This window comes from Stenotrophomonas sp. FR012 (genome assembly GCF_047520565.2).
Classification (GTDB): Bacteria; Pseudomonadota; Gammaproteobacteria; order Xanthomonadales; family Xanthomonadaceae; genus Stenotrophomonas; species Stenotrophomonas sepilia.
In genome coordinates this window covers 1-21,573 of sequence record NZ_JAXBQL020000016.1, presented here as the reverse complement: position 1 = coordinate 21,573, position 21,573 = coordinate 1, and the positions used below count along the sequence as shown (strand labels likewise).

Annotated in this window: 14 protein-coding genes; 7 read left to right on the top strand and 7 right to left on the bottom strand. The window is 65.9% G+C overall.

The genetic code is table 11. The features are described from left to right. Positions 1–4 precede the first annotated feature (4 nt). Positions 5–229 carry an AbrB/MazE/SpoVT family DNA-binding domain-containing protein gene (locus ACM0O9_RS18220; RefSeq protein WP_005409505.1) on the bottom strand — a complete coding sequence of 75 codons (225 nt, stop codon included), beginning with the start codon at positions 227–229 and terminating at the stop codon, positions 5–7. 183 nt (positions 230–412) lie between these two features. Here ACM0O9_RS18220 and bamE point away from each other — a divergent pair, with 183 nt between their 5' ends. After that, entirely contained in the window at positions 413–772 is a 360-nt protein-coding gene (gene bamE / locus ACM0O9_RS18215; protein ID WP_235649563.1) for an outer membrane protein assembly factor BamE domain-containing protein, read from the top strand. Positions 773–1,148: 376 nt separating this feature from the next. Then, positions 1,149–3,902: an aconitate hydratase AcnA gene (gene acnA / locus ACM0O9_RS18210; protein ID WP_235649562.1), complete on the top strand. Its 2,754-nt coding sequence runs from the start codon at positions 1,149–1,151 to the stop codon at positions 3,900–3,902. Positions 3,903–4,053: 151 nt separating this feature from the next. Here the strand turns inward: acnA and ACM0O9_RS18205 are convergent, their stop codons facing one another. Beyond that, on the bottom strand, positions 4,054–5,604 hold the full coding sequence (locus ACM0O9_RS18205; protein ID WP_065184928.1) for a BCCT family transporter: 1,551 nt from the start codon (positions 5,602–5,604) through the stop codon (positions 4,054–4,056). A gap of 170 nt (positions 5,605–5,774) precedes the next feature. On the opposite strand from ACM0O9_RS18205, the gene betI reads away from it, so the two are divergent. From betI to ACM0O9_RS18180, 5 genes are all read left to right on the top strand, one after another. After that, positions 5,775–6,365: a transcriptional regulator BetI gene (gene betI / locus ACM0O9_RS18200; RefSeq protein WP_005416394.1), complete on the top strand. Its 591-nt coding sequence runs from the start codon at positions 5,775–5,777 to the stop codon at positions 6,363–6,365. Between the two features lie 38 nt (positions 6,366–6,403). Beyond that, complete coding sequence (gene betB / locus ACM0O9_RS18195; RefSeq protein WP_235649561.1) at positions 6,404–7,876, top strand: betaine-aldehyde dehydrogenase; 1,473 nt, start codon at positions 6,404–6,406, stop codon at positions 7,874–7,876. Positions 7,877–7,977: 101 nt separating this feature from the next. Beyond that, positions 7,978–9,660, top strand: coding sequence for a choline dehydrogenase (gene betA, locus ACM0O9_RS18190; RefSeq protein WP_235649560.1), 1,683 nt, complete (start codon positions 7,978–7,980; stop codon positions 9,658–9,660). 222 nt (positions 9,661–9,882) lie between these two features. Next, on the top strand, positions 9,883–11,559 hold the full coding sequence (locus tag ACM0O9_RS18185) for a long-chain fatty acid--CoA ligase (RefSeq protein ID WP_414604236.1): 1,677 nt from the start codon (positions 9,883–9,885) through the stop codon (positions 11,557–11,559). A 161-nt stretch (positions 11,560–11,720) separates the two neighbouring features. Beyond that, a complete protein-coding gene (locus ACM0O9_RS18180; RefSeq protein WP_065184932.1) occupies positions 11,721–12,593 on the top strand; it encodes a crotonase/enoyl-CoA hydratase family protein in 873 nt (290 codons plus the stop codon). A 70-nt stretch (positions 12,594–12,663) separates the two neighbouring features. Here ACM0O9_RS18180 and ACM0O9_RS18175 read toward each other — a convergent pair whose 3' ends face one another. From ACM0O9_RS18175 to ACM0O9_RS18155, 5 genes are all read right to left on the bottom strand, one after another. After that, positions 12,664–14,838: a response regulator gene (locus ACM0O9_RS18175; RefSeq protein ID WP_414604235.1), complete on the bottom strand. Its 2,175-nt coding sequence runs from the start codon at positions 14,836–14,838 to the stop codon at positions 12,664–12,666. Beyond that, positions 14,835–15,980 (bottom strand): cyclic di-GMP phosphodiesterase response regulator RpfG, encoded by a 1,146-nt coding sequence (gene rpfG / locus ACM0O9_RS18170; protein WP_414604234.1) that lies wholly within the window; start codon positions 15,978–15,980, stop codon positions 14,835–14,837. Before rpfG ends, ACM0O9_RS18175 begins: the two co-directional genes overlap by 4 nt. Before the next feature lie 204 nt (positions 15,981–16,184). Next, the gene (gene lysS, locus ACM0O9_RS18165; protein WP_053499438.1) at positions 16,185–17,696 is read right to left on the bottom strand and encodes a lysine--tRNA ligase; all 1,512 of its coding nucleotides are present in this window, start codon (positions 17,694–17,696) and stop codon (positions 16,185–16,187) included. A gap of 160 nt (positions 17,697–17,856) precedes the next feature. Beyond that, positions 17,857–19,497: an acetolactate synthase large subunit gene (locus ACM0O9_RS18160; RefSeq protein ID WP_053499439.1), complete on the bottom strand. Its 1,641-nt coding sequence runs from the start codon at positions 19,495–19,497 to the stop codon at positions 17,857–17,859. Between the two features lie 63 nt (positions 19,498–19,560). Continuing rightward, a complete protein-coding gene (locus tag ACM0O9_RS18155; protein WP_005416385.1) occupies positions 19,561–20,946 on the bottom strand; it encodes an NAD-dependent succinate-semialdehyde dehydrogenase in 1,386 nt (461 codons plus the stop codon). Positions 20,947–21,573 lie beyond the last annotated feature (627 nt).

Sequence of the window (21,573 nt, the reverse complement as noted above, 5' to 3'; positions counted from 1 at the left end):
CGGCTTACTCCTCGTCACGCACCGCGCGCACGGCCGCGTCGGATGACTCGAAGCCGTCCAGCGCGAACTTGCCGCGCGCCCGTGAAATGGCATCGTCAACACTCTTGCGCAGGATGATGCGGCTGCCGTCCAGCTCGACCTTCAGCAGCGTGCCCTTGGTCAGGCCGAGGGCATCACGCACCGCCTTGGGCAGGGTGATCTGTCCGCGTTCTGCAACGGTGGCTTCCATGGGTAGGCCTCAAAAAGTATGTATGAATTATACATACCTGACGTAAACACCTCAAATCGGGCGAACTGTGACCTTGAACCAGAATCAGTCGCATTCGACCGCTAGACTGGCCGGGCAGCACTCGCTGTACCGGGCCGGGACACTCCGGCACCGCACGCCCCCTTCGTCATAAAAGGACGTTCAATGCGCGCATTCATCCTGACCCTGGCTCTGGCCACCCCCCTGGCCCTGGCCGCAGGCCCGGCCCACGCCAATCCGTTCGCGGGCCACACCACCGGCACTGAGATCACCCAGAAGCAACTGGACGAGCTGGAGGTGGGCAAGGCGACCCAGGACCAGGTCCGCGAGAAGTTTGGAGCGCCGACGCGTCGTGAGCAGCTTGGCGACATCCAGGTCTGGTACTACGACTACGCCAAGATCAAGCACTTCGGAAAGAACGTGCAGGAATCGACCGTCTTTGAGTTCGGCAAGGACAACGTACTCAAGGTGAAATCCAAGGGCGCGGCTCCCGCCAAGACCGGCAATCCGTTCCTGGGTGGCTGATCGCCACTGACTGGCGCGCTGCCCGTCGGCGGCGCGCCCCCCGTGCCCGGTCAAGAACGCCTCGACCGCCACGATGACCATCGCTCAGCACGGCTCCGCCCCCAGCGCCTGCAGCCCCCCCATGCTGTCGTCCTCCTGTCCCCCGGCGCCATACGGCACTGCCTCGAGCCTGTCAGCCCGCACTAGGTTCGGCGGCGCCATGACACGAAAACTACATACGAATTTATAACCTTGCGTTCTGAGCCCGCAGTTCTGCGGCCCCGACGGCATCGGCGATACTGGCCTTCTGCCCGGCGGCACGGACTGCCGGCCACCGCAAGCAGGCCTGCCCATGCGCGGGCCACTGCAAGCCATCCGCAAGAAGGAGTTAACCCGCATGAGCGATTCGTTCTCCACCCGCAGCCAGCTGAACGTCGGTGGCAAGACCTACGACTACTTCAGCCTGCCCACGCTGGGCCAGCGCTTCGATATCTCCCACCTGCCCTACTCGATGAAGATCCTGCTGGAGAACCTGCTCCGGCACGAGGACGGCGGCATCACTGTCGGCAAGGACCACATCGAAGCCGTGGCCCGCTGGAACCCGGCGGCCGAGCCGGACACCGAGATCGCGTTCATGCCGGCGCGCGTGGTCCTGCAGGACTTCACCGGCGTGCCCTGCGTGGTCGACCTGGCCGCGATGCGCGATGCGGTGGTCAAGCTCGGCGGCAAGCCGGAGCAGATCAATCCGCAGATTCCCTCCGAACTGGTCATCGACCACTCGGTGCAGGTCGATGTGTTCGGCAAGCCCGACGCGCTGGACCTCAACGGCAAGATCGAGTTCCAGCGCAACCAGGAACGCTATGGCTTCCTGCGCTGGGGCCAGAAGGCCTTCGACAACTTCAAGGTGGTGCCACCCAACACCGGTATCGTCCACCAGGTGAACCTGGAAAACCTGGCCCGCGTGGTGATGACCGCGCAGAAGGATGGCAAGGACATTGCCTACCCCGACACCGTGTTCGGTACCGACAGCCATACCACCATGATCAACGGCATCGGCGTGCTCGGCTGGGGCGTGGGTGGCATCGAAGCGGAGGCCGCCATGCTCGGCCAGCCGTCGTCGATGCTGATCCCGCAGGTGGTCGGCTTCAAGCTGAGCGGCAAGCTGCCCGAGGGCGCCACCGCCACCGACCTGGTGCTGACCGTCACCCAGATGCTGCGCAAGCTGGGCGTGGTGGGCAAGTTCGTCGAGTTCTACGGTGACGGCCTGCAGCACCTGCCGCTGGCCGACCGCGCCACCATCGGCAACATGGCCCCGGAGTACGGCGCCACCTGCGGCATCTTCCCGATCGACGCGGAATCGCTGAACTACCTGCGCCTGTCGGGCCGCAGCGAAGAGCAGATCAACCTGGTCGAGGCCTACGCCAAGGCGCAGGGCCTGTGGCACGAACCCGGCAGCCCGCACGCCCAATACAGCAGCACGCTGGAACTGGACATGGGCACGGTGAAGCCGTCGCTCGCCGGCCCGAAGCGCCCGCAGGACCGCGTGCTGCTGGAAGACGTGCAGAAGAACTACCGCGAAGCGCTGGTCGGCATGACCGCCAACCGTGACAAGCGCAGCGAGGACGTTGCCACCTTCGTCAACGAAGGCGGCGGCGCCGCGGTCGGCAACGAGCAGCTGACCAAGGGCTTCGCCGACATCGAGATCGAAGGCCGCAAGGTGCGGCTGAAGGATGGCGCGGTGGTGATCGCGGCCATCACCTCCTGCACCAACACCTCCAACCCGGCGGTGATGATCGGTGCCGGCCTGCTGGCCCGCAACGCGGCCGCCAAGGGCCTGAACCGCCAGCCGTGGGTCAAGACCTCGCTCGGCCCAGGCTCGCGCGTGGTGACCGATTACCTGGAAAAGGCCGGCGTGCTGAAGGAGCTGGAGAAGATCGGCTTCTACGTGGTCGGCTACGGCTGCACCACCTGCATCGGCAACTCCGGCCCGCTGCCGACCGAAGTCAGCGCCGGCATTGCCGCCGGCGACCTGGTGGTCACCTCGGTGCTGTCGGGCAACCGCAACTTCGAGGGCCGCGTGCACCCCGAAGTGAAGATGAACTACCTGGCCAGCCCGCCGCTGGTGGTGGCCTATGCCATCGCCGGCACCACCGACATCGACCTGACCACCCAGCCGCTCGGCACCGGCAGCGACGGCCAGCCGGTGTTCCTGCGCGACATCTGGCCGAGCAACAAGGAAATCGGCGACGTCATCGCCGCCACCATTGGCCCGGAGATGTTCAAGCAGAACTACGCCGATGTGTTCAAGGGTGACACCCGCTGGAACACCATCGCCTCGCCGGACGGCAACCTGTACGCGTGGAGCGACGCCTCCACCTACATCAAGAACCCGCCCTACTTCGATGGCATGACCATGCAGACCGGCAGCATCGACGACGTGCACGGCGCACGCGTGATGGGCCTGTTCGGCGACTCGATCACCACCGACCACATTTCCCCGGCCGGCAACATCAAGAAGGACTCGCCGGCAGGCCGCTTCCTGCAGGAGCGCGGCGTGCAGCCGGCCGACTTCAACAGCTACGGCAGCCGTCGCGGCAACGATGACGTGATGGTCCGCGGCACCTTCGCCAACATCCGCATCAAGAACCTGATGTTCGGTGGCGAGGAAGGCGGCAACACCCTGTACTACCCGACCGGTGGTGGCCAGCCGGAAAAGCTGGCGATCTACGACGCGGCCATGAAGTACAAGGCCGACAAGGTGCCGCTGGTGGTGCTGGCCGGCAAGGAATACGGCACCGGATCGTCGCGTGACTGGGCGGCCAAGGGCACCCTGCTGCTGGGGGTGAAGGCGGTCATCGCCGAGAGCTTCGAGCGCATCCACCGCTCCAACCTGGTCGGCATGGGCGTGCTGCCGCTGCAGTTCCGCAACGGCGAGAACGCACAGACGCTGGGCCTGGACGGCTCGGAAGTGATCGACATCACCGGCCTGCAGGACGGTGCCAGCAAGCGCGCCACGGTCACCGCGACCAAGGCCGATGGCACGAAGAAGACCTTTGAGGTCTCGGTAATGCTGCTGACCCCGAAGGAAGTCGAGTACTTCCGTCATGGCGGCCTGCTGCAGTACGTGCTTCGCCAGCTGGCAGCCAAGTAATGGGTAACGCCGGGCCATGCCCGGCGAATCCCGGGAGCAAACAGCAAGGGCCGGATCCTCACGGATCCGGCCCTTGCTGTTTCACCGCAGCCAGGCATGGCCTAGCTCTACTGCCTCATCGGCGGCATCGGGATGGATGCCGGATGCCCGCTCAGCGGCGCGGCGCATCCGGGTCGGTGCGCAGGGCCTTCAACAGGCCCCACATGTAGAACGCCAGGGTGAACGAGAACGGCAGGCCGCACAGCACCACCGCCGTCTGCATCGCGCTGAAATTGCCAGCCAGCAGCAGGCCGACGCTGGCCACAGTGATGCCGGCGGCCCAGAACACGCGCAGCCAGATCGGCGCGTCATGGCCATCTTCCACGCCATCGTCAACGCGACGGGTGCACAGGTTGGCGATCATCAGCGTGCCCGAGTCGACCGGGGTCAGGAACAGCACGAAGCCGATCACCACCGCAGCACCGGCCACGTACGGCGCCGCAGGCAGGTATTCCAGCAGCTTGAACAAGGTCATCGCTGCATCGTGCTGGGCCACGTCACCCAGGATCGCCTGGCCATGGTTGAGCACCAGGTCGATGGCGGTGTTGCCGAAGATCGACAGCCAGGCCAGGGTGAAGCCGAGCGGGATCAGCAACACGCCCAAGATCACTTCGCGGATGGTGCGGCCGCGCGAGATGCGCGCCACGAAAAGGCCGACGAACGGCGCCCAGGCGATCCACCACGCCCAGTAGAACAGCGTCCACGAACCCATCCACTCACGGCCCTTGGGGTCGTTGAGGTACATGTCGAAGCTCTTGCGCACGAACGCGCCGAGGTAATCGCCGGTGTTCTGGATCAGGCCATCGAACAGGTGCAGGGTCGGGCCGGTGACCAGCACGAACAGCAGCAGGCCACACAGCAGGCGCACGTTGAGGTTGGACAGCCAGGCAATGCCCTTTTCCACGCCAGCGACCACGCCGATGGTGGCCACGACCATCATCACCAGCACGATCACCACCAGCACCTGCGGCGTATCCGGGATGTGGAACAGGTAGACCAGGCCGGACTGCACCACCAGGGCGCCGATGCCGAGGTTGGTCACCATCGAGATCAGCGTGGCCAGAATGCCGAAGCCATCGACCATGTCGCCGATGCGGCCATGAATTCGCTCACCGAAGACCGGGTACAACGCAGAGCGCAGCGCCAGCGGCAGGTCCCGGCGATAGGCGAAATAGCCCAGTGCCACGCCGACCAGCGCATACAGCGCCCAGCCATGCAGGCCCCAGTGCAGGAAGGTCAGCACCATCGCCTCGCGGCCGGCGGCCACGGTGCCGCCGGGCTGCCCGGGCGGGTGCAGGAAATGGTCCAGCGGCTCATAGGCGCCGTAGTACAGCAGCGCGATGCCGATGCCGGCCGAGAACAGCATCGAGACCCAGGCAACATAGCCAAAGGCCGGTGACTCTTCGTTGTGGCCCAGGCGGATGCGGCCGTACGGCGAGAACGCCAGCCACAGCACGAAGCCCAGGCACAGCACGATCAGCAGCATGTACCACCAGCCGAACGCGGCCGAGACCTCGGCCTGCGCCCATTGCAGCCAGTGCTCGCTGCCCTCGGGATAGAGCACGGTGAGCAGCCCGAGGATGCCGATCGACACTGAGGAGCTGAGGAAGACAAAACGGTTCAAGCGCAGGGGCGAACGCTTGGGATGAGCCAGGGAAGACATGGGGTCGTCTCATCAAGTCCGAGGGAGCACATGGGCGGGGCCGGACCGGTAAACCGGGCCCATGGCGTGGGGCGCGAGCGCATCCTATGGTTTATTGATTGAACGTTCAATCAATAAAAAGCATAATGGCGGGCAGCCCGATCCTTCGGGTCGCAAACCGTGGAGAGACAATGCCGAAGAAAGGCGTGGAACCGGTACGGCGCGAACAGCTGATCCGGGCCACTTTCCAGACCATCGACGAGATCGGCATGGCCGATGCCACCGTCGCCACCATCGCGAAGAAGGCGGGGTTGTCCAGCGGCATCGTCGCCCACTACTTCGGCGACAAGGACGGCCTGCTCAATGCTGCAATGCGGCAGATCCTGCGCGAACTGAAGGACGCCGTCGCCCGCTACCGCGCAGACGCCGGCGACGATCCGCGCGAGCAGCTGCGCGCCATCGTCGATGGCAACTTCGACGACAGCCAGATCAACGGCACCGCGATGCGCGTCTGGCTCACCTTCTGGGCCGCCAGCATGCACCAGCCGGAACTGGCCCGGCTGCAGCGCGCCAACGACCAGCGCCTGTTCTCCAACCTGTGCCACCAGTTCAACCGCCTGCTGCCCCACCCGCAGGCCCGCCTGGCTGCCCGCGGCCTGGCCGCGATGATCGATGGCCTGTGGCTGCGCGGCAGCCTGGTCGGCGGCCAGTTCAACGCCGAGAAGTCCCGGCGCATCGCTTACGGCTACATCGACTTCCAGTTGCAGGCTGTCGCGCTATAAGCGCTCCAGCACCCGCCCCCTTCCAAGGAGTACGCCCCATGACCACCCTGCCCGTCCAACAGCTCTACATCCACGGCCAGCGCGTCGATGCCACCAGCGGCAAGACCTTCAAGACCGTCAACCCGGCCACCGGCGAGGTGATCGCCGAGGTGCAGGTCGCCAGCCAGGCCGACGTCGAATGTGCCGTGCAGAGCGCAGCCGAAGGCCAGAAGGTGTGGGCCGCGATGACCGCCATGGAGCGCTCGCGCATCCTGCGCCGCGCCGTCGAGCTCCTGCGCGAGCGCAACGACGAACTGGCCCACCTGGAAACCCTGGACACCGGCAAGGCGCTGGCCGAGACCACCACCGTGGACATCGTCACCGGTGCCGACGTGGTCGAGTACTACGCCGGCCTGGCCACCGCCATCGAAGGCATCCAGCTGCCGTTGCGCGAATCGAGCTTCTTCTACACCCGTCGCGAGCCGCTGGGCGTGGTCGCCGGCATCGGCGCATGGAACTACCCGATCCAGATCGCCATGTGGAAGTCGGCGCCGGCGCTGGCTGCCGGCAACGCGATGGTGTTCAAGCCGTCGGAAGTGACGCCGTTGACCGCGATCCGGCTGGCCGAAATCTACACCGAAGCCGGCGTGCCGGCCGGCGTGTTCAACGTCGTGCAGGGCCCGGGCCGCGAGATCGGCCAGTGGCTGACCGAGCACCCGGTGATCGAGAAGATCTCCTTCACCGGTGGCGTCGCCACCGGCAAGAAGGTCATGGCCAGCGCGGCGTCCTCGTCGCTGAAGGAAGTGACCATGGAGCTGGGCGGCAAGTCACCGCTGGTGATCTGCGATGACGCCGATCTGGACCGCGCCGCCGACATTGCGGTGATGGCCAACTTCTTCAGCTCCGGCCAGGTCTGCACCAACGGCACCCGCGTGTTCGTGCCGCGCAGCATGCTGGCCGCATTCGAGGTGGCCGTCGTCGAGCGCGTCAAGCGCATCCGCATCGGCGACCCGATGGCCGCCGACACCAACTTCGGCCCGTTGACCAGCTTCCCGCACATGGAAAACGTGCTGCGCTACATCGAGAGCGGCAAGGCCGAAGGTGCCCGCCTGCTGACGGGTGGCGGCCGTGTCACCGAAGGTGCGCTGGCCCAGGGCGCCTACGTGCTGCCGACCGTGTTCTCCGACTGCCGCGATGACATGACCATCGTCAAGGAAGAGATCTTCGGGCCGGTGATGAGCATCCTCGCCTATGACGACGAAGACGAAGTGGTGCGTCGTGCCAACGACACTACCTTCGGCCTCGCTGCCGGCGTGGTCAGCAAGGACATCAGCCGCGCCCACCGCATCATCCATCGCCTGGAAGCCGGCATCTGCTGGATCAACACTTGGGGTGAATCGCCGGCCGAAATGCCGGTCGGTGGCTACAAGGAATCCGGCGTCGGCCGCGAGAACGGTATCTCCACCCTCGGCCACTACACCCGCATCAAGTCGGTGCAGGTCGAGCTGGGCGACTACGCCAGCGTGTTCTGACCGGCGCGCCCCGAGCACGCCCCATCGTCCGGCCACCGCGCCGATCCGACATTCCGCCGGGACGCCTGCATGCAGCGCGCCCCGGCCTGCAGGAGACACCCATGAGCACCCATAACGAGTACGACTACATCATCATCGGCGCCGGTTCAGCCGGCAACGTGCTGGCCACCCGCCTCACCGAAGATGCCGATGTCAGCGTGCTGCTGCTGGAAGCCGGTGGCCCGGACTACCGGCTCGACTTCCGTACCCAGATGCCGGCTGCACTGGCCTTCCCGCTGCAGGGCAAGCGCTACAACTGGGCGTACAAGACCGATCCGGAGCCCTTCATGAACAACCGCCGCATGGACTGCGGCCGCGGCAAGGGCCTGGGTGGCTCGTCGCTGATCAACGGCATGTGCTACATCCGCGGCAACGCGATGGACTACGACAACTGGGCCAGCATGCCGGGCCTGGAAGACTGGACCTATCTGGACTGCCTGCCCTACTTCCGCAAGGCCGAAACCCGCGACATCGGCCCCAACGACTACCACGGTGGTGATGGCCCGCTGCGGGTGACCACGCCGAAGGCCGGCAACAACGAACTGTTCGCTGCGATGGTCGAAGCCGGCGTGCAGGCCGGCTACCCGCGCACCGACGACCTCAACGGCTACCAGCAGGAAGGCTTCGGCCCGATGGACCGCACGGTGACCCCGAACGGTCGTCGTTCCAGCACCGCCCGCGGCTACCTGGACCTGGCCAAGCCACGCCGGAACCTGACCATCGTCACCCACGCGCTGACCGACCGCATCCTGTTCTCGGGCAAGCGCGCGGTGGGCGTGCAGTGGCTGCACAACGACCAGCCGCAGCGCGCCACCGCCCGCCGCGAAGTGCTGCTGTGCGGCGGCGCCATCGCCTCGCCGCAGATCCTGCAGCGCTCGGGTGTCGGCCCGGCCGACCTGCTGCGCAGCCTGGACATCGACCTGGTGCACCACCTGCCCGGCGTCGGCGCCAACCTGCAGGATCACCTTGAGATGTACCTGCAGTACGAATGCAAGAAGCCGGTGTCGCTGGCGCCGGCGCTGAAGCTGTACAACCAGCCGGCGATCGGCGCGGAGTGGCTGTTCCTGGGCACCGGCATCGGCGCCAGCAACCAGTTCGAGGCCGGTGGCTTCATCCGCAGCGACGCCGAGTTCGACTGGCCGAACCTGCAGTACCACTTCCTGCCGGTGGCGATCAACTACAACGGCTCCAACCCGATCAAGGCGCACAGCTTCCAGATGCACGTCGGCTCGATGCGCTCGCCCAGCCGTGGCCGCATCCATGTGCGCTCGAAGGACCCGCGCGAACATCCGAGCATCCTGTTCAACTACATGTCGCACGAGCAGGACTGGCGCGAATTCCGCGCGGCGATCCGCATCACCCGCGAGATCTTCGCGCAGCCGGCGCTGGCCCCGTACAGCGGCCGCGAGATCTCGCCGGGCAGTGCACTGCAGACCGACGCGCAGATCGATGCATTCGTGCGCGAGCATGCCGAAACCGCCTACCACCCGTCGTGCTCGAACAAGATGGGCCATGCCGACGACCCGATGGCGGTGGTCGATGGCCAGGGTCGCGTGCACGGCCTGGAAGGCCTGCGCATCGTCGATGCCTCGATCATGCCGCAGGTGGTGACCGGCAACCTCAATGCGCCGACCATCATGATGGCCGAGAAGCTTGCCGATGTGATCCGTGGCCGCACCCCGCTGGCCCGCAGCACTGCGCCGTACTACAAGGCCAACGGCGCACCGGTACGCAAGCAGGGCTGACGCAAGCGGCCCGGTTGGCGCCACGGTAGTGCCGGCCGCTGGCCGGCACCAACCGGAATCCCGATCGAGCACAGATGCCGGCCAGCGGCCGGCACTACCCAGCAAAGAGGCCCTTCGGGGCCTCTTCGCGTTTTCCCTACGGCGGGGTATGCTGCAATGACCGGCCGTTGTCGATACGCTCAGGGCCGGAACCTAATACATCACGATTCCTGGAGGGGGAATATGAGTCTGGATCGTCCCTGGCTGCAGAGCTATCCGAAAGGCGTTCCCGCCGAGATCGACGTCAATGAGTTCCATTCGGTAGCTTCGGTCTTCGACGCTTCCGTCGCGAAATTCCGCGACCGTCCCGCCTACTCCAGCTTCGGCAAGGTCCTCACCTATGGCGAGACCGACGCGCTGGTCAATCAGTTCGCGGCCTACCTGCTGGGAGAGCTCAAGCTCAAGAAGGGTGACCGCGTCGCCCTGATGATGCCCAACTGCCTGCAGTACCCGGTGGCCACCTTCGGCGTGCTGCGCGCCGGCCTGACCGTGGTCAATGTCAATCCGTTGTACACCGCGCGCGAGCTCAAGCACCAGCTGGTCGATGCCGGCGTGACCGCACTGGTGGTGGTCGACAACTTCGGCGACACCGTCGAGCAGGTCATCGCCGATACGCCGGTCAAGCACGTGGTCACCACCGGCCTGGGCGACCTGCTTGGCGCCAAGGGCGTGATCGTCAACTTCGTGCTGAAGTACATCAAGAAGATGGTGCCCAACTACCATCTCAAGGGCGCGGTGCGCTTCCGCCAGGCGCTCAAGATCGGCAGCCGCCACAGCCTGCCCAAGGTCGAGATCGACCACGACGACATTGCGTTCCTGCAGTACACCGGCGGCACCACCGGCGTGGCCAAGGGCGCGATGCTGACCAACCGCAACCTGATCGCCAACATGCAGCAGGCCTCGGCCTGGATCAGTGCGTCGGGCATCGAGATGGGCAAGGAGTGGATCATCACCGCCCTGCCGCTGTACCACATCTTCGCACTGACCGCGAACGGGCTGGTCTTCATGAAGTTCGGTGGCTGCAACCACCTGATCACCAATCCGCGTGACATGAAGGGCTTCGTCAAGGAGCTCAAGTCGGTGCCCTTCACCGCCATCACCGGCGTCAACACGCTGTTCAATGGCCTGCTCAACACCCCCGGCTTCGACACGGTCGACTTTTCCTCGCTGAAGGTCACCCTGGGCGGCGGCATGGCGGTGCAACGCGCCGTGGCCGAGCGTTGGAAGAAGGTCACCGGGGTGACCCTGGTCGAGGCGTATGGCCTGACCGAGACCTCGCCGGCGGCCTGCATCAACCCGCTCACCCTGACCGAATACAACGGCTCGATCGGCTTGCCGATCCCGTCCACCGATGCCTGCATCAAGGACGACAACAGCGCCATCCTGCCGCTGGGCGAGGTCGGCGAGCTCTGCATCAAGGGCCCGCAGGTGATGAAGGGCTACTGGCAGCGCCCGGAGGAAACCGCCAAGGCGATCGATGCCGACGGCTGGCTGCATACCGGCGACATGGCGAAGATGGACGAACACGGCTTCTTCTACATCGTCGACCGCAAGAAGGACATGATCCTGGTGTCCGGCTTCAACGTGTACCCGAATGAAGTCGAGGACGTGATCGCGATGATGCCGGGCGTGCTGGAAGTGGCCGCGGTCGGCGTGCCGGACGAAAAGTCCGGGGAAGTGGTCAAGGTGGTCATCGTGAAGAAGGACCCGAACCTGACCGCCGAAATGGTCAAGGAGCATGCCCGGGCCAACCTGACCGGCTACAAGCACCCCAAAATCGTTGAATTCCGAAAGGAGCTGCCGAAGACCAATGTCGGCAAGATCCTCCGCCGCGAACTCCGCGATACGCCCGCCCAGTAAGGGTTTGCGGCAATTTGAACGATGCAGGGCCCGGGGCGGAAACGTCCCGGGCCCTTTCGCATGCGACGCCCCTGGGGCGGTGTAGCATCGCCGCGTGTGTGGACCGTTCGGCCCGCCGGCCACCCACCTGACACTGCGGGCCGCATGCCGAGGACCCTTCCATGAGTACCATCGAAAAGCTGCCTTCAAGCGGCTCACCGTTCGCCACCATCCGCACCGAAGACAGCGCCGGCGGCGCTGCCCACTGGCTGTTCATGCACGCCGATGCCGCCACCGGGATCCGCCCCTGCTGCCGCAAGGACATGCTCGACGAGATGTGGAGCTACATGGCGGCCATCACCCGCAGCCCTGCCGAACGCCACAGCGGAACATTGCGGCATTTCGTGCTGGCCTCCGACGCCGTCGCCTACAATCTGGGCGGCGACCTGGACCTGTTCACACGCCTGATCCGCGAAGGCAACCGCGACCTCCTGCTGAACTATGCCCAGCGCTGCGTGGAGGGCGTGCACCACCTGCACACCGGGTTCGGCGGCGACGTCCGTTCGATCGCCCTGATCCAGGGTGACGCCCTCGGCGGCGGGCTGGAAATGGCCCTGGCCTGCCACACCATCGTCGCCGAGGAAGGCAGCGGACTGGGCCTGCCGGAGGTGCTGTTCGGCCTGTTCCCGGGCATGGGTGCGTACTCCTTCCTGTGCCGGCGCGTGTCCCCCCACCTCGCCGAGAAGATCATCCTCGACGGCCGGGTCTACAGCGCCGAGGAGATGCACGCGATGGGCGTGGTCGACGTGCTGGTGAAGAAGGGCGAAGGCCGGGCGGCGGTGGAAGAACTGATCCGCCAGCAGCAGCGCACACCGCAGTCCTATCTGGCGATGAACGCCGCACGCGCCATCGCCCAGCCGGTCAGCTACGACGAACTGCTGGAGATCACCAAGGTTTGGGTCGATTCCGCCCTGGCCCTCGGCGACCGTTCGCTGCGCACCATGGACCGCCTGATCAAGGCCCAGACCCGTCGCGCCAGCCTCGACGCGGCCTGATTCATCCCTCCCCCAGGATGGGTTCAAGCCCGGTTGGCCACCGGGCTTTTTTTATGCACCCTGCCGTGGTTCAACGCGCCTCGCCATCGTCGGCAGCGCCGCGCAGCCGGCGTTCGGCCCGTGCCTCCAGCGCGCGCCGGCCTTCCTTGATCGCCTCCTGCAGGATGCCCAGGCGCTGGCGCCATTCGGTCTTCAGCTGCCAGTCGGCCATCCGCATCAGCTCGCCGGCACGGTTGGACGCGCGCATCAGGCCAAGGTTGCTGGCCACACCCTTGATCGCATGGGATTGTTCGCGGAACACATCCCACTGCGTGGTCTCGCCGGCCTGCTCGGCCTTGCCCATGCAGCTCGCCACGTCCTCCAGGCACTGGCGGATGAACTCACGTTCGAAGCCCTCGCCCATCCCCAGCGAGGCCAGCTCGTCCAGCACGCTGCTGTCGAGCACCCCATCCTGCAGCGCCATCGGTCGCACCACCGGTGCGGCCATGGTCTTCAGCTGGGCGTTGCTGGCGATCTCGGCCAGGGTATCGAGCAGGCGCACCGCCACCACGGGCTTGGCCAGGAACGCATGCGCCCCAGCCTGGGTGCAGCGCTGGATCGCCTCGGGCGTGACATCGGCACTGAGCACCAGCACCGGCGTGCGCGGACCGCCGCCGGCCTGCATCACCCGCAACTCCTTCAGCATGTCCAGCCCACTCATGCCCGGCATGTGCAGGTCGACGATGACCGCATCGAATTCACTGTCGGCCAGCGCATCCAGCACTGCCTCACCGCCGTCCACGCACAGCACGCGATGCCCGGCCTTCTGCAGCAGGCGCTGCAGGACCATGCGGTTGGCCTCGTGGTCGTCGGCCACCAGGATCTGCATGCTGCGCACGCGGGCGCGATGGCGCAGGAACGGGTCGGCAAATGCGATCACGTTGCCACCCGGCCCCGTGTCGTCGTCGCCTGTCAGGCTCGGTACCGCACCCGGCACCTGCGGTTGCGGCGGCGCGAACGGCAGCTCGACCCAGAAATGGCTGCCGCGCGGCGGGTTTTCCAGATAACCGATATCGCCGTCCATTGCTTCGACCAGGCCCTTGGCGATGGTCGTGCCCAGCCCGGTGCCCTCGTGGCGACGCGCCATGCTGACGTCAGCCTGCTCGAAGGCATCGAACAGCCGCGCACGCATGGCCGGCGCTACACCGATGCCGGTGTCGAGGATGTCGAAGCGCAGCCGCACCGCGCCACTGGTATCGGCCTGCACCACGCTGACACGGATTTCGACCCGGCCATGATCGGTGAACTTGACCGCGTTGCCGGCCAGGTTCAGCAGGATCTGCCGCAGGTGCCCGACGTCTCCGCGCACGCGGGGCGGCACACCATCGGCGACCTTCACCCGGTAATCCAGGCGCTTGGCCTTGGCCTGCGGCAACAGGATCAGCCCGATCGCCTGGATCACGTCGGCCACGGCGAAGTCTTCGGCCACCACGCGCAGCTTGCCGGCCTCGATGGCCGAGATGTCCAGCACTTCCTCCACCAGCGCCAGCAGGCTGCGCGACGACGCCTGGATGGTGTTGAGGCACTCGCGCTGCTCATCGTCCAGGCGCGTGGTCGCCAGTACTTCGGTCATGCCGTTGAGGCCGTTCAACGGCGTGCGGAACTCGTGGCTCATGTTGGCCAGGAAACGGCTCTTGGCCTCGCTGGCACGGCGCGCCTCGGCCATCGCTTCGGTCAGCTGCCGCAGCAGCGTCGAGAAGTACAGCGGCACCGCCGCCAGGCCGAGCCAGAGGCCGATGGCCAGACGGAAATTCTGTTGCCAGTAAGGCGTCAGCAGCACCGTGCAACCGAAGCTCACCATCGCCATCGCCACCGCCACGTACAGGTAGTGGTTGCCGAAGCGCATGCCGTTGCCGACTGTCACCCACATCACCACGATGTAGACCCAGGCCAGCGGCTCCCCCATCTGCACCATGCCGGCAGCGATCAGGCCATAGTCGGCGAGCATGCCCAGCACGCGGCGGGGATCGGAACGCGCCGGCCGCCACAGCAGCCAGCCGAACAGCAGCAGCGACAGGCTCAGGCCGGTCAAGACGATCGCCAGCACGCCCACGTACTGCGTGTGCGGCAGATCGTGGCGCGGCGCCGGCAACAGCACGTAGGCCAGGATCAGGCTGATCAGGACAATACGGACGATCTGCTGGCCGTGTTCGCTGTCCTGGCGCTGGGACAGGCGCAGCCGCAGCTGCGACAACAGCCGTTTCACGCGCCCAGCCCCGGGCGCGCGGACGCCATCGAATGCTCGGCGCAGATCTGGTCCAGCTGTTCGCGGCCGCGCAGCAGCGCGTCCACACATCGGGGATCGAACAGCCGGCCACGCTGGGCGTAGAGATAAGCCAGGGTGGCTTCCATGGTCCATGCTTCCTTGTACGGACGGGGCGAAATCAGGGCGTCGAAGACATCGGCGACAGCCACGATGCGCGCTTCCAGCGGAATCGCATCGCCGACCAGCCCATCGGGATAGCCGCTGCCATCGTAGCGCTCATGATGACGCAGTGCGATCAAGGCGCCAACCTGGATGAAACGATTCTGGCTGCCGCTCAGCAGTTCATGGCCAATCCGCGGGTGCCGGCGCATGATCGCCAGCTCCTCCTCGTTGAGCTTGCCCTGCTTGAGCAGCACCGCATCGGGAATGGCAATCTTGCCCATGTCATGCAGCGGCGCAGCCATTTCGATCAGGCGCACGTCCTCCTCGGGCAGCCCGAGCTGGTCGGCGATCAGGCCGGCCACGCGCGCCATGCGCTCCAGATAGGCACTGGTGCCTGCATCACGGAACTCGATCGCCCGCGCCAGCCGCGACAGCGTTTCGCGCTCCCGCTCTTCGACCTCATGCATGCTGGCCAGCAGGCGCTGCTCCAGCGACAGCGCCCGTTGCTTCACGTTCTCGGTCTGTTGGCGCAGCTGCAGCAGGTTGTAGCAGCGCGCACGCAGTTCGCGCGGGCGGATCGGCTTGACCAGGAAGTCGATGACGCCGGCTTCCAGTGCCGCCTGGCGGATCGGCTCGTCACCGACCACGGTGATCAGGATCACCGGAATGTCGCGGTGCTTGGGCAGCCGACGGAAACGGCGAGCGAATTCCAGCCCGTCCATCTCCGGCATGCGGTAATCGAGCAGCAGCAGGTCGACCGGATGGGCTTCACACCAGGCCAATGCGGTCAGCGGATCGCCGAAGTCATACACGCTCAGTTCCGGCGCGATGTCTTCGATGACGTGACGCAGCATCGTCCGGGCGGAAGTCTGGTCATCAACGATGACGATATTCAACGCGTACTCTGCCTGGCTTTTCGACCACGCTGGATCATCAGCAGGCGAGGATACTCTGCCGCTGCGAACGCTCGCACCCTGCATCGGCCTGACTCCCGTGTCGTGCATCCCGATTCATGATCGTCATCACAATGTGAAGCGGACTCCCCACACCGTGCCCTCCCCTAACGCCGATCAAGCCATAGCAGGCGTCAAGGTAGTGCAATTACGATACGCCGAGTGCGGGACGCGTCAATCGCGCCGTCTCGTTTCGGGACGGCGCGCACAATCGGGAGTCAAAAAGGTGACTTACTGCTCCGGACGCATGTACGGGAACAGCAGCACATCGCGGATCGAGCTGCTGCCGGTCAGCAGCATCACCAGACGATCGACGCCGATACCCAGGCCGCCGGTCGGGGCCATGCCGTACTCCAGCGCACGGATGTAGTCGGCGTCGTAGTGCATGGCCTCGTCGTCGCCACCTTCCTTCGCGGCCACCTGGGCCTGGAAGCGCTGGGCCTGGTCTTCCGGGTCGTTCAACTCGGAGAAGCCATTGGCCAGCTCCTTGCCGTTGACGAACAGCTCGAAGCGGTCGGTGTAGCCCGGATCATTGTCGTTGGCACGGGCCAGCGGCGAGACTTCCACCGGATGGTCGGTGATGAAGGTCGGCTGGATCAGGGTGTGCTCGACGGTGGCCTCGAAGATCTCAAGCAGCAGCTTGCCCCAGCCGTAGGACGGCTTGACGCGGATGTTCAAGCGCTCGCAATGGCGCAGTAGCGCGTCACGGTCGGTGCAGTCGGCAACCGAGATTTCCGGGTTGTGGTGGCGCACGGCTTCGTCCATGCGCCAGCGGCGGAACGCCGGGCCCAGGTCGATCTTCGCCCCGTCCCACTCGACCTCGGTGCTGCCGTTGACTGTCCTGGCCACGTCACGGATCACGCCTTCGGTCAGGTCCATGATCTCGTTGTACGTGGCATAGGCCTCGTACAGCTCCATCATGGTGAATTCTGGATTGTGGCGGGTGCTGACGCCTTCGTTGCGGAAGTTGCGGTTGATCTCGTACACGCGCTCCAGGCCGCCCACCGTCAGGCGCTTGAGGTACAGCTCCGGCGCCACGCGCAGGTACAGGTCCAGGTCCAGCGCGTTGTGGTGGGTGGTGAACGGCTTGGCCGCCGCGCCGCCGGGGATGTAATGCATCATCGGCGTCTCGACTTCCAGGAAGTCGCGGTTGTCCAGCCACGCACGCATGGCGCGGATGATCTTCGAGCGCTTGATGAAGACCGCGCGCGACTCCGGGGTGACGATCAGGTCGACGTAACGCTGGCGGTAACGCTGCTCGACGTCGGCCAGGCCATGCCACTTGTCCGGCAACGGACGCAGCGACTTGGTCAGCAGGCGGATCGACTCGGCCTTGACCGACAGCTCGCCGGTCTTGGTGCGGGTCAGGCCACCTTCTACGGCGATGATGTCGCCCACGTCCCAGCCCTTGAACGCGGTGTAGGCATCGCCCAGCACGGCCCCCTGCAGGAACAGCTGGATGCGGCCGGACTCGTCCTGGATCTGCGCGAAGCTCGCCTTGCCCATGATGCGCTTGGCCATCAGGCGGCCGGCCATCTTCACCTGGCGGCCGTTGCCTTCCAGCGCCTCGGCGGTCCACTGTTCGGCATCGGCGAATTCGTCCTGCAGGCGGCCGGCGAAGTCCTCACGACGGAAATCGTTCGGGTACGCGATGCCCTGCCCACGCAGCGCTTTGAGTTTCTCACGGCGCTCGGCGATCAACTTGTTCTCGTCGACGGGGGGGGTATCGGTAGCTTCGCTCATGGATCTGCGGGAATCGTGTAGTGAGGGGGGATGCTGCGCCCGGCACAGCCGGTTGCCCAGCATACCAAAACCGCCCTGCCCAAGCCGGGAGAGGGGTCAGATCCCTTTGCGCAGCAAAGGGATCTGACCCCATCCGGGACCCTACCTGGCCCCTGGATATCTACCTGTTCCCGGGGAACGCCTGGCGCAGCTCGTCCACCAGCACCCGCTGGTTTTCCGAGTAATCGATCGGTACCGACACCAGGTGCACCCCGCCCTCGTTGAAGGCCGCCTGCAGGGTCGGGATGAACTGCTCGATGGCGGTCACCTCATGCCCCTTGCAGCCATAGGCCTCGGCGTACTTCACGAAGTCGGGGTTGCTGAAGGTCATGCCGTAGTCGGTGAAGCCATCCACCGCCTGCTTCCAGCGGATCATGCCGTAGGCGCCGTCATTGAGGATCAGCACCACCAGGTTGAGCCCCAGCCGGCGCGCTGTCTCCAGCTCCTGGCTGTTCATCATGAAACCACCATCACCACACACCGCCAGCACCCGCCGCTGTGGATACAGGATCGAGGCCATGATCGCCGATGGCAGGCCCGCGCCCATGGTCGCCAGCGCGTTGTCCAGCAGCAATGTGTTGGCGACCTGGGTACGGTAGTTGCGGGCGAACCAGATCTTGTACATGCCGTTGTCCAGCGCCACGATGCCGTCCGGCGGCATCACCTGGCGCACGTCGTGCACCAGCCGCTGCGGTGTGAACCCGGCCTCTTCGGCGCGGTCGGCCAGATGCTCGAGGATGGTCGCGCGCAGCGGCAGCAAAGCATCGGCGTTCGGCACCGCGCCTTCGATGCGGTCGGCCAGTTGGGTGAGCGAACGGCCGATGTCGCCGATCACCTCCACCTGCGGGAAGTACACCTGTTCCACCGCCGCCTGCGAGTAGCCGATATGGATCACGGTCGGGCCACCCGGGCGCATCACGAACGGCGGCTTTTCGGTCACCTCGTGGCCGATGGTCACGATCACGTCAGCCTGGTCGATCGCCATGTGCACGTAGTCACGCTCGGTCAGCGCGGCGGTGCCCATGTACAGGCCCGAACCTCCGGCCACCGCGCCCTTGCCCATCTGCGTGGTGAAGAACGGGATGCCGGCGCGCAACACAAAGGCCGACAGCGCTTCACTGGACTGCGGTCGCGACGCCGCCGATGCGATCATCAACAACGGCCGCTTGGCATTGCGGATGATCTCAGCCGCCCGATCCAGCGCCTCCGGGCTGGCAATGGGACGGTCCACCGCATGCGGCGGAATCAGCGCCACGCCCTCGACCTCATCGGCCGCGATGTCTTCGGGCAGCTCCAGCAGCACCGGGCCCGGGCGCTCCTCCTGAGCGACACGGAACGCCTCGCGGACGATGGTCGGGATCGTGCGCGCCGAGACGATCTGCCGCGCCTGCTTGGTCAGCGGCTTCATCGTGCCGACGATGTCGACAATCTGGAAGCGCGCCTGCTTGCTGGCGACGATGCCCTTCTGGCCGGTGATCATGATCACCGGCCACGCACCCAGCAGCGCATAGGCGGCGCCGGTGGTGAAATTCAGCGCGCCGGGGCCGAGCGTGGCCAGGCACACGCCGGGCTTGCCGGTCAGGCGGCCATAGGTTGCAGCCATGAACACCGCTGCCTGTTCGTGGCGGGTGATGACCAGCTCGATGCTGGAATGACGAAGCGACTCGACCACGTCGAGGTTCTCTTCGCCGGGAATACCGAAAATGCGCTCGACGCCTTCGTTCTCAAGCGCGGCGACAAGCAGATCTGAACCCTTGGACATTGGAATGCCGTCCTTTTCGCTGGACTGGTGGTGGATCGTTGCAGGAAGGATGAGAGCCGCGCGTCAACGCTTGTCGAACCACACCGTCTGCGCGTTGACGAATTCGCGGATGCCGAAGTGCGAGAGCTCACGACCGAAGCCACTCTTTTTCACGCCGCCGATCGGCACGCGCGGGTCTGAAGCGGAGAAGCCGTTGACGAACACGCCGCCGGTCTGCAGCCGGCGCGCCAGCTGCATGGCCCGTGCGCGGTCGCCGGTCCACAGGTTGCCGCTCAGGCCGAATTCGCTCTGGTTGGCCAGTTCCACCGCATGGTCGGCGTCGCGGGCGCGACTGATCGAGGCCACCGGCCCGAAGGTCTCGGTATCGAAGGCCTGCATGCCAGGCTCTACGTCGGCCAGCACGGTGGGTGCATAGAAGGCTCCAGGGCGATCCAGCGGGTGGCCGCCAACCAGCAGCCGCGCACCGGCCTCCACCGAAGCCCGTACCTGCGCATCGAGCTGCTCCAGCAGGTCCTGGCGCGCCATCGGGCCGATGCGGTTGGCCGGGTCGCGGCCATCGCCGATGGTCAGTGCCTGCACCTTCTGGCAGAACTGCGCCACGAAACGATCGTAGACCGCGTCTTCGACGATGATGCGCTTTCCGGCGATGCAGACCTGCCCGGTGTTCTGGAAGCGCGAGGCCACCGCTGCATCAACGGCGGCGTCCAGATCGGCGTCGGCCAGCACGATGAACGGATCCGAGCCCCCCAGCTCCAGCACCACCTTCTTCAGCGCCTGCCCGGCCTGGGCGGCGATGCTGCGGCCTGCGGCCACGCTGCCGGTCAGGGTCACTGCGGCGATGCGATCATCGGCGATCGCGCGGCTGGTGCCCTCGCGGCTGATGTTGGCGGCGATGAAGGTGCCTTCCGGCAGCCCGGCATCGCGCCAGGCCGCGTCGAGCAGCTGCGCGGTACCGACGATGTTCTCGGCCGGCTTCAGCAGGAAGCCGTTGCCGCCCATCAGGATCGGCACCGCCGCACGCATCACCTGCCAGTACGGGAAGTTCCACGGCATGATGCCCAGCACCACGCCCAGCGGCAGGTAGGACACGTAAGCCTTGTCGTCGGGCACCTGGGTCGGTTCGTCGCGTAGGAACTGCGCGCCGTGGTCGGCGTACCAGTCGCACAGCACGGCACACTTCTCGATTTCGGCCAGCGATTCGGCCTGCACCTTGCCCATTTCGGCAGTGGCCAGCGCGGCCAGCTTTTCACGGTCACGCCGCAGTACGGCGGCCATCGCACGCAGTACGTCTGCGCGCTGTTCGAGGCTCTTGACGCTCCAGGCCGCAAAGCCGACCTGGCCGCGATCGAGGATGGCTTCCAGTTCGGCGTCGGTAGCGAAGGGGTGGCTGGCGATCTGCTGGCCGGTGGCCGGATCGCGGGAAATGGCGGTGGTGGGGGCAGCGGACATGCAGGGCTCCTGTTGTCTCGGCAACGGGCAGCGGCCCGTCTTCTGCACAGGAATGTGGACCCGATTGGCGGAGGCAACAAGGCGTCTGCTTATCCTGTGACCTGCACTTACCTGTCTGAATGGGGCTGTTTGCAGGGCTGCGCCCTGCACCCGCAGAGGCCAGGGCAACGTCAAGGTCAAAGGCCTGCATTCCGTGGGATGGCGGGGTGGGTCCGGTTGCGGGGGACGGCGTGAATCCCCCTCCGGGGTCCGGCCCAGCCGCCGGCGGCTGGGCGTTCGGGCGCTTGCGAAGCAGTGCTTCGCAAGCAAAGCGCCCTCACCCATGTAGCCTCGGTCGCGCCATCCATGGCGCTCACGCCCCCGCAACCGGGCCCACCCCGCCTTCGACAGTTTTCCGCGATCTGTTGGAAATACTCTTGGGGTCAGATCCGTTTTCCATGGGAAAACGGATCTGACCCCGGAATTTCTTTCGATATCTGACAGATGTGTCGACCAAGGTCGACACCTGCCAACAGCCGCGGGAAATTGTCAGAGGTGGGGCGGTGTGGGTTGGCAGGACCGTTGGCGCCATGGATGGCGCCATCGAGCCCCCATGGACGGGTTTACGGCGTGTCCTGCCAACCCACA

Excerpts from the sequence above, each read along its gene's own strand:
- ACM0O9_RS18220 (WP_005409505.1), bottom strand. The coding sequence starts at position 229 with ATGGAAGCCACCGTTGCAGAACGCGGACAGATCACCCTGCCCAAGGCG.
- bamE (WP_235649563.1), top strand. The coding sequence starts at position 413 with ATGCGCGCATTCATCCTGACCCTGGCTCTGGCCACCCCCCTGGCCCTG.
- acnA (WP_235649562.1), top strand. The coding sequence starts at position 1,149 with ATGAGCGATTCGTTCTCCACCCGCAGCCAGCTGAACGTCGGTGGCAAG.
- ACM0O9_RS18205 (WP_065184928.1), bottom strand. The coding sequence starts at position 5,604 with ATGTCTTCCCTGGCTCATCCCAAGCGTTCGCCCCTGCGCTTGAACCGT.
- betI (WP_005416394.1), top strand. The coding sequence starts at position 5,775 with ATGCCGAAGAAAGGCGTGGAACCGGTACGGCGCGAACAGCTGATCCGG.
- betB (WP_235649561.1), top strand. The coding sequence starts at position 6,404 with ATGACCACCCTGCCCGTCCAACAGCTCTACATCCACGGCCAGCGCGTC.
- betA (WP_235649560.1), top strand. The coding sequence starts at position 7,978 with ATGAGCACCCATAACGAGTACGACTACATCATCATCGGCGCCGGTTCA.
- ACM0O9_RS18185 (WP_414604236.1), top strand. The coding sequence starts at position 9,883 with ATGAGTCTGGATCGTCCCTGGCTGCAGAGCTATCCGAAAGGCGTTCCC.
- ACM0O9_RS18180 (WP_065184932.1), top strand. The coding sequence starts at position 11,721 with ATGAGTACCATCGAAAAGCTGCCTTCAAGCGGCTCACCGTTCGCCACC.
- rpfG (WP_414604234.1), bottom strand. The coding sequence starts at position 15,980 with ATGCAGGGTGCGAGCGTTCGCAGCGGCAGAGTATCCTCGCCTGCTGAT.
- lysS (WP_053499438.1), bottom strand. The coding sequence starts at position 17,696 with ATGAGCGAAGCTACCGATACCCCCCCCGTCGACGAGAACAAGTTGATC.
- ACM0O9_RS18160 (WP_053499439.1), bottom strand. The coding sequence starts at position 19,497 with ATGTCCAAGGGTTCAGATCTGCTTGTCGCCGCGCTTGAGAACGAAGGC.
- ACM0O9_RS18155 (WP_005416385.1), bottom strand. The coding sequence starts at position 20,946 with ATGTCCGCTGCCCCCACCACCGCCATTTCCCGCGATCCGGCCACCGGC.